Genomic DNA, 6,315 nt, shown 5'->3' with positions numbered 1-6,315 from the left:
GGCGGCCATCGACCCCGATGAGCTGACCCCGAAGCAGGCACTGGAGGCGTTGTACCGCCTGAAGGCGCTGCTCTAGGACTGCCGCGCCCGGCTCCGGCTCCCGCCACGGCGCGGGCGGCCGTCCGAAAGGCTCTGCAAATCCTACTTCACGTTTCAATTGACAGAAACTATCGGCCTGAACGGATCATTCGATTATTCATTTCATCTGGCCCTAGCTAAAGTCGAGTGAAGATGTTCCACCCCCGTCTTCACCCGCAGGAGCCAGCCATGAGCCAGTCCGATAACACCAGTCCCAAGTGCCCGTATCACACCGCTCCGTCGCCGGCAGAAGGCGCCCAGCAGCAGGGTGAACTGAGCACCACGCCGAAGCAGAAGCACGGCGACGATCCGGTCACGCCGATGACCACGGCCTTCGGCGCACCGGTGGTGGACAACCAGAACAGCAGGACCGCTGGCCCGCGCGGCCCGCTGCTGATGGAAGACGTGTGGCTGCTGGAAAAGCTGGCCAACCTCAACCGCGAGATCATTCCCGAGCGCCGCATGCACGCCAAGGGCTCGGGCGCGTTCGGTACCTTCACCGTCACCCACGACATCACCCGGTACACGCGCGCCAAGCTGTTCGAGAAGGTGGGCAAGCAGACCGAGATGTTCGCGCGCTTCACCACGGTGGCCGGCGAGCGTGGTGCCGCCGACGCCGAGCGTGACATCCGCGGCTTCGCACTGAAGTTCTACACCGAAGAAGGCAACTGGGACCTGGTCGGCAACAACACGCCGGTGTTCTTCCTGCGCGACCCGCGCAAGTTCGCCGACCTCAACAAGGCCGTGAAGCGCGACCCGCATACCAACCTGCGCAGCGCGCGCAACAACTGGGATTTCTGGACGCTGCTGCCCGAGGCCCTGCTGCAGGTGACCGTGGTGATGAGCGACCGCGGCATCCCGCGCAGCTTCCGCCACATGCACGGTTTCGGCTCGCATACCTACAGCTTCACCAACGCCGACAGCGAACGCTTCTGGGTCAAGTTCCACTTCGTCAGCCAGCAGGGCATCGAATCGCTGACCGACGCACAGGCGCAGATCCTGGTCGGCCATGACCGCGAAAGCCACGGCCGCGACCTGTTTGCCGCGATCGAGAAGGGCGACTTCCCGAAGTGGAAGCTGTTCATCCAGGTCATGCCGGAGCTGGAAGCGGAAACCTACCGCATCCATCCGTTCGACCTGACCAAGGTGTGGCCGAAGAGCGATTACCCGCTGATCGAAGTGGGCCAGTTCGAACTGAACCGCAACCCGGTCAACTGGTACCAGGACGTGGAGCAGTCGGCGTTCGCGCCGAGCAACCTGGTGCCGGGCATCGGCCCGTCGCCGGACAAGATGCTGCAGGCGCGCCTGTTCGCCTACTCCGATGCGCAGCGCTACCGGCTGGGCGTGAACCATCACCAGATTCCGGTCAACGCCGCGCGCTGTCCGGTGCACAGCAACCACCGCGACGGTGCGATGCGCGTGGACGGCAACTACGGCGGCCTGCCGCACTACGAGCCCAACAGCTACGGCCAGTGGCAGGAGCAGCCGCAGTATCGCGAACCGCCGATGAAGATCCGGGGCGACGCCGACTTCTGGAACTTCCGTGAGGACGACGCCGACTACTTCAGCCAGCCCGGTGCGCTGTTCCGCAGCTACAACCAGGCACAGAAGGACCGCCTGTTCGCCAACACCGCCCGCGCCCTGGGCGATGCGCCGGACTTCATCAAGCAGCGCCACATCGACAACTGCAGCAAGGCCGACCCGGCCTACGGTGCCGGCGTCGCTGCGGCGCTGAAGGCGCTGGCCAGCCAGCCGTCGGATCCGTTCAAGCCGGCGCAGCCGGAAGCGGACTTCCCCACTGCCACCCCGGGCGCCGAAGACATCGAGCTCTGATCGCCCTGCCCCGTGTACGGCACGCCGCCTCCGTGTGGGGCGGCGTCGCCGTTTTAACGGTCCGCGTCGTACCTTCTGCACGCCCAACCCCAATCAAGGATTCCGCAGATGAGCCTGACCGATGAACTTCTCGCCAAACTGCAGGGCGCCCCGCTGCAGCAGGTGTCGCAGCAGCTCGGCATCAGCGACACCCAGGCCTCCGGTGCGATCAGTGCCGCACTGCCGGTGCTGATGGGCGCGCTGGGCAACAACGCCTCGCAGCCGCAGGGCGCGCAGGCGCTGCTCGGCGCACTGCAGAACAACCACAGTGGGCTGGACCTGGGCAGTGTGCTCGGTTCAGTGCTGGGCGGCGGTGGCGGTGGTGCCGCCAGCGACGGCGCCGGCATCCTCGGCCACATCTTCGGCGGCAGCCAGCAGAAGGTGGAAACCGGCCTGGCCCAGGCCACCCAGCTCGACAGCGGCCGCACCAGCCAGCTGCTGCAGATCCTGGCACCGATCGTGATGGCCTTCCTCGCCCAGCGCCTCGGCGGCGGACAAGCCGATGCAGGCGCGCTCAGCCAGGCCCTCGGCCAGGAAAAACAGCAGGTGCAGCAGCAGGGTGGCATCGCCGGTGGCCTGCTCGGCAGCGTGCTGGACCAGGACGGTGACGGCCAGCTCGGTGTCGGCGACCTGCTGAAGATCGGCGGCAGCCTGCTGGGCAGCAAACGCTGAGGCTTGTGTGCGCCGGGCAATGACCCGGCGCACGCCTACAACGCGTCGATATCACCCAGCGCGCGGATCAACCGGCGTGCGCGCTTGTCCGGCTTGTGCTCCGGCGGCTGGAAACCATCGCGTGCGGCGATGCGCAGCGCACGCTGTTCGGCACGGCGCGCCTTGGAGGCCTCGCTCTCGGCATACAGCTGCTGCGCCGCCGGCGCCGGCCCGCGCTGGTCGCTCAGGCCCAGCACCTGGATCTCGAAATGCTCCTCACCACGGTTGACCTGCAAGTGCTCGCCGACGCGCACCGCGCGTGAGGATTTCGGGCGCTGCCCGGCCACGCTCACCTTGCCGGTTTCGATCGCCTGCTTGGCCAGGCTGCGGGTCTTGAAGAAACGGGCCGCCCACAGCCAGATGTCCAGGCGGACACTGGGCGACAGCGGGGAAAGCTCGGTCATCGGCAGGGACTACTCCGTTCGCTTGTTCAGGGGACGCGGGTTGTCGGGGTCGGTGCGGCAGCCGCTGCCGCCGATCAACGTGGGTACGCCAGCAGACAGATCCTGGCGCTGGCTGCCGACCAGGCACTCGGGGCGGTCGGTCGGCCGCACCTGGGTATCGCCCAGCCGGTCACCCGTCGAACATGCGGCCAGGGCGGCGCCGATCAAGGCCAGCGCCACGCTCCGCTTCACCTGCAGTCGTTGATGCATTGCCACATCCCGCAAACCGGCTTGGTGCTAGTGTGCGCCTCCCGGGATTCGATCACCACTCCATGGCCAAAGCGCCGCTTGACCTGACCTCCGGCCCGATCGGGCGCAATCTCCTGTTGTTTTCGCTGCCGATCCTGGCCGGCAACATCGCGCAGTCGCTGAACGGGTCGGTGAACGCGGTCTGGGTCGGGCGATTCCTCGGCGAGGCGGCGTTGACCGCCACCGCGAACGCCAACAACATCATGTTTTTCCTGATCGGCTCGGTGTTCGGCTTCGGCATGGCCTCGACCATCCTGATCGGACAGGCGATCGGCGCGCGCGACATCGCGCAGGCGCGGCGCGTGGTCGGCACCAGTGCCACCTTCTTCATCGGCCTGTCGGTGATCATCGCCATCGCCGGCTGGTTCATGGCCCACCCGCTGCTGGCGGCGATGGGCACGCCGGCCGCCTCGCTGCCGTTGGCCGAGGCCTACCTGCAGATCATCTTCCTGGCGATGCCGACGCTGTACGCGTTCGCCTTCCTTACCGCGGCGCTGCGCGGCGCCGGTGATTCGCGTACGCCGTTCCGTTTCCTGTTGGTGTCGGTGGCCTTGGACATCGTGCTGAACCCGGTGCTGATCTTCGGCATGGGGCCGCTCCCCGCGCTCGGCATCGCCGGCTCGGCGTGGGCCACGCTGATCGCGCAGACGCTGTCGCTGGCCGGCCTGCTGTTGTACATGCGGCACAAGCGCCACACCCTGTGGCTGGGCCGCGCCGACATGCGCCTGTTCAGGCTCGACCTGACCATCCTCAAGGCGCTGGTGATCAAGGGCGTACCGATGGGCCTGCAGATGGTGCTGATCTCGCTGTCGGTGATCCTGCTGATGACCATGGTCAACCAGTACGGCACCGACACCGCCGCGGGCTACGGCGCGTCCCTGCAGCTGTGGAACTACCTGCAGATGCCGGCGATGGCGATCGGCGCGGCGTGCTCTTCGATGGCGGCGCAGAACGTCGGTGCGCAGCGCTGGGACCGCGTACGCGGCACCGCACGCCAGGGCGTGCTGTTCAATTTCCTGCTGACCGGCGCGCTGATCCTGCCGCTGGTGGTGTTCGATCGCCAGCTGCTGGCGCTGTTCCTGCCACCGGCCAGCCAGGCACTGGACATCGCGCGCCACCTCAACCACGTAGTGATCGGCTCGTTCCTGTTCTTCGGCGTCAGCTTCGTGATCTCCGGCGTAGTGCGCTCCACCGGCGCGGTGATTCCGCCGCTGCTGATCCTGGCCGGCTCGCTGTGGGGCGTGCGCGTGCCGTTTGCCGAACTGCTGCAACCGTACTGGGGCGCCGACGCGATCTGGTGGAGCTTCCCGGTCAGCTCGTTCGTGTCCATGCTGCTGTCGCTGGCGTATTACCGCTGGGGCGGCTGGCGCAAGGCGAAGATGATCGGCAAGCCTTCGCACGCTGAGGAACTGGCCACGCCGTCGGAGATTCCGGCCTGTCCGCCGTCGCCGGTGGCCGACCCGGATGCCGCGCTGGAGTCAGCCCCGCCACGGTGAGGTGGGTGCGGACCGTTGGTCCGCACAGGCCTGTCAGCCGAGCATGGGCTCGGCGCTACAGAAGACGGTCAGCGCTTCTTCTTCTTCGCCGCATTGAACGCCGCCGCCGCGCGCAGCAGTGCCTTCAACGCCGCGGAATCGGGCATCGCACCTTCATGGATGTCGATCGCACGCCGCGTGTTGCCCTCCAGGCTGGCGTTGAACAGGCCCTTCGGGTCCGCCAGCGCGGCACCGTTGGCGAAGGTCAGTTTCACTGCCTGCTTGTAGGTTTCGCCGGTGCACAGGATGCCGTTGTGCTCCCACACCGGTGTACCGCGCCACTTCCAGGCTTCCTGCACGTCCGGCAGCGCTTCATGGATCAATGCACGCACGCGTGCCAGCGTTTCGCCGCGCCAGTCCCCCAGCGCGGCGATGCGTGCATCGATCAGTTCGGCCGCCGGTGTTCCGGCATCGTCAGGGTTGGGAGCATGCGTGGCCATCAGGGACTCTCGTCGGGAAGGGAAACGGAATGCCGGGCTTACATGCGCTCGCCGGGCAGCGCAGCGGCCTGGCGCACCCAGTCCAGGAACTGCGCTTCATCCAACAGGCCGGATTCGTGGATGTGCAGGTAGCGCGTGTCGGCGCTCCTGGAGGGCTCCGGTGGCACCGGCGTCAAGGCCGCGCCGCGGAAAAAGGCCACCTTGATGTAGCGCGTGAAGCAATGGAAGCTGAGAAACCAGCCTGCGCCCGCAGCCACCGCATACATCGGCGAGTTCCACTTCACCGCCTTGTGCACCCCGGGTACGGCCCGTTCGATCAGGGCATCCAGCCGTGCGCCGATCGGACGTTTCCAATCCGGCATTGCGGCGATGTACGCCTGCACCGGAGCATCGCCCTCGCCCTTGGCGATCTGCGGGTTGCCACCGGTGAGCAGCGCGGGCACAGCGGTGGGTGCGGTTCGCTTGGCAGGCATCGCACGGTACGACCATCGGAATGACGCTGCAGCCTAGCGCGGCCTGTGCCGGGCGTCACGGCGCAGTGCGCCATCGGCTCAGTCCGCCTGCCGCGCGCGGAACCGGCGCCACTCCGGCAGCTGGCGGTGGCGGCGCAGCGAGCGCATCAGCACCGCCATCACAAGGCCGAACAGCGCTCCGGCCGACAGGCCTGCCACCAGCAACAGCACCAGCGGGCGCTCGCTGCCCTGCCAGAGCATCAGCCACATCAGCGCGGTCCAGAACAGCCCGAACAGCAGGCCCTGCACCAGCGCATTGGTACCGAAACCAGCCAGGATCGGGGGCGGCAGTGCGATGCCTGCGCGCCACAGCAGCCGATGCAACAGCGGCGCCGACTGCGCGCGTGCCAGCCCCTTGTCATCAAGAAAGCGCAGCGCCGATTGGATCACGACGGGATAGTGCGGATTGACGTCATTCATCACCCGATCGTGGCCGATGCAATGCCGGAAACGCAAACGGCCACCCGAAGGTGGC

At 67.2% G+C, this 6,315-nt stretch carries 8 protein-coding genes; 3 read left to right on the top strand and 5 right to left on the bottom strand.

Features of this window, described 5'->3' with window-relative positions:
• The first annotated feature begins 267 nt into the window (after positions 1-267).
• On the top strand, positions 268-1,911 hold the full coding sequence (locus ACTXG9_RS18080) for a catalase (protein WP_425605084.1): 1,644 nt from the start codon (positions 268-270) through the stop codon (positions 1,909-1,911).
• 108 nt (positions 1,912-2,019) lie between these two features.
• The gene (locus ACTXG9_RS18075; protein WP_206621923.1) at positions 2,020-2,622 is read left to right on the top strand and encodes a DUF937 domain-containing protein; all 603 of its coding nucleotides are present in this window, start codon (positions 2,020-2,022) and stop codon (positions 2,620-2,622) included.
• 35 nt (positions 2,623-2,657) lie between these two features.
• On the opposite strand, the gene ACTXG9_RS18070 is transcribed toward ACTXG9_RS18075, so the two are convergent.
• Together ACTXG9_RS18070 and ACTXG9_RS18065 are read right to left on the bottom strand one after the other, a co-directional pair.
• Positions 2,658-3,065 carry an RNA-binding S4 domain-containing protein gene (locus tag ACTXG9_RS18070; RefSeq protein WP_021202477.1) on the bottom strand — a complete coding sequence of 136 codons (408 nt, stop codon included), beginning with the start codon at positions 3,063-3,065 and terminating at the stop codon, positions 2,658-2,660.
• A 9-nt stretch (positions 3,066-3,074) separates the two neighbouring features.
• Positions 3,075-3,314 carry a hypothetical protein gene (locus tag ACTXG9_RS18065; protein ID WP_021202476.1) on the bottom strand — a complete coding sequence of 80 codons (240 nt, stop codon included), beginning with the start codon at positions 3,312-3,314 and terminating at the stop codon, positions 3,075-3,077.
• Between the two features lie 62 nt (positions 3,315-3,376).
• On the opposite strand from ACTXG9_RS18065, the gene ACTXG9_RS18060 reads away from it, so the two are divergent.
• Entirely contained in the window at positions 3,377-4,849 is a 1,473-nt protein-coding gene (locus ACTXG9_RS18060; protein ID WP_021202475.1) for an MATE family efflux transporter, read from the top strand.
• Positions 4,850-4,917: 68 nt separating this feature from the next.
• Here ACTXG9_RS18060 and ACTXG9_RS18055 read toward each other — a convergent pair whose 3' ends face one another.
• The 3 genes from ACTXG9_RS18055 to ACTXG9_RS18045 form a co-directional block, all read right to left on the bottom strand.
• Positions 4,918-5,328 (bottom strand): DUF1801 domain-containing protein, encoded by a 411-nt coding sequence (locus ACTXG9_RS18055; protein ID WP_019659260.1) that lies wholly within the window; start codon positions 5,326-5,328, stop codon positions 4,918-4,920.
• Positions 5,329-5,366: 38 nt separating this feature from the next.
• Positions 5,367-5,801 carry a DUF1801 domain-containing protein gene (locus tag ACTXG9_RS18050; protein ID WP_021202473.1) on the bottom strand — a complete coding sequence of 145 codons (435 nt, stop codon included), beginning with the start codon at positions 5,799-5,801 and terminating at the stop codon, positions 5,367-5,369.
• A 78-nt stretch (positions 5,802-5,879) separates the two neighbouring features.
• Positions 5,880-6,260 carry a DUF6404 family protein gene (locus ACTXG9_RS18045; RefSeq protein ID WP_021202472.1) on the bottom strand — a complete coding sequence of 127 codons (381 nt, stop codon included), beginning with the start codon at positions 6,258-6,260 and terminating at the stop codon, positions 5,880-5,882.
• Between the last annotated feature and the right edge of the window lie 55 nt (positions 6,261-6,315).

It is taken from the genome of Stenotrophomonas maltophilia group sp. LNF247 (assembly GCF_054083135.1).
This window is presented reverse-complemented; position numbering and strand designations above follow the sequence as displayed.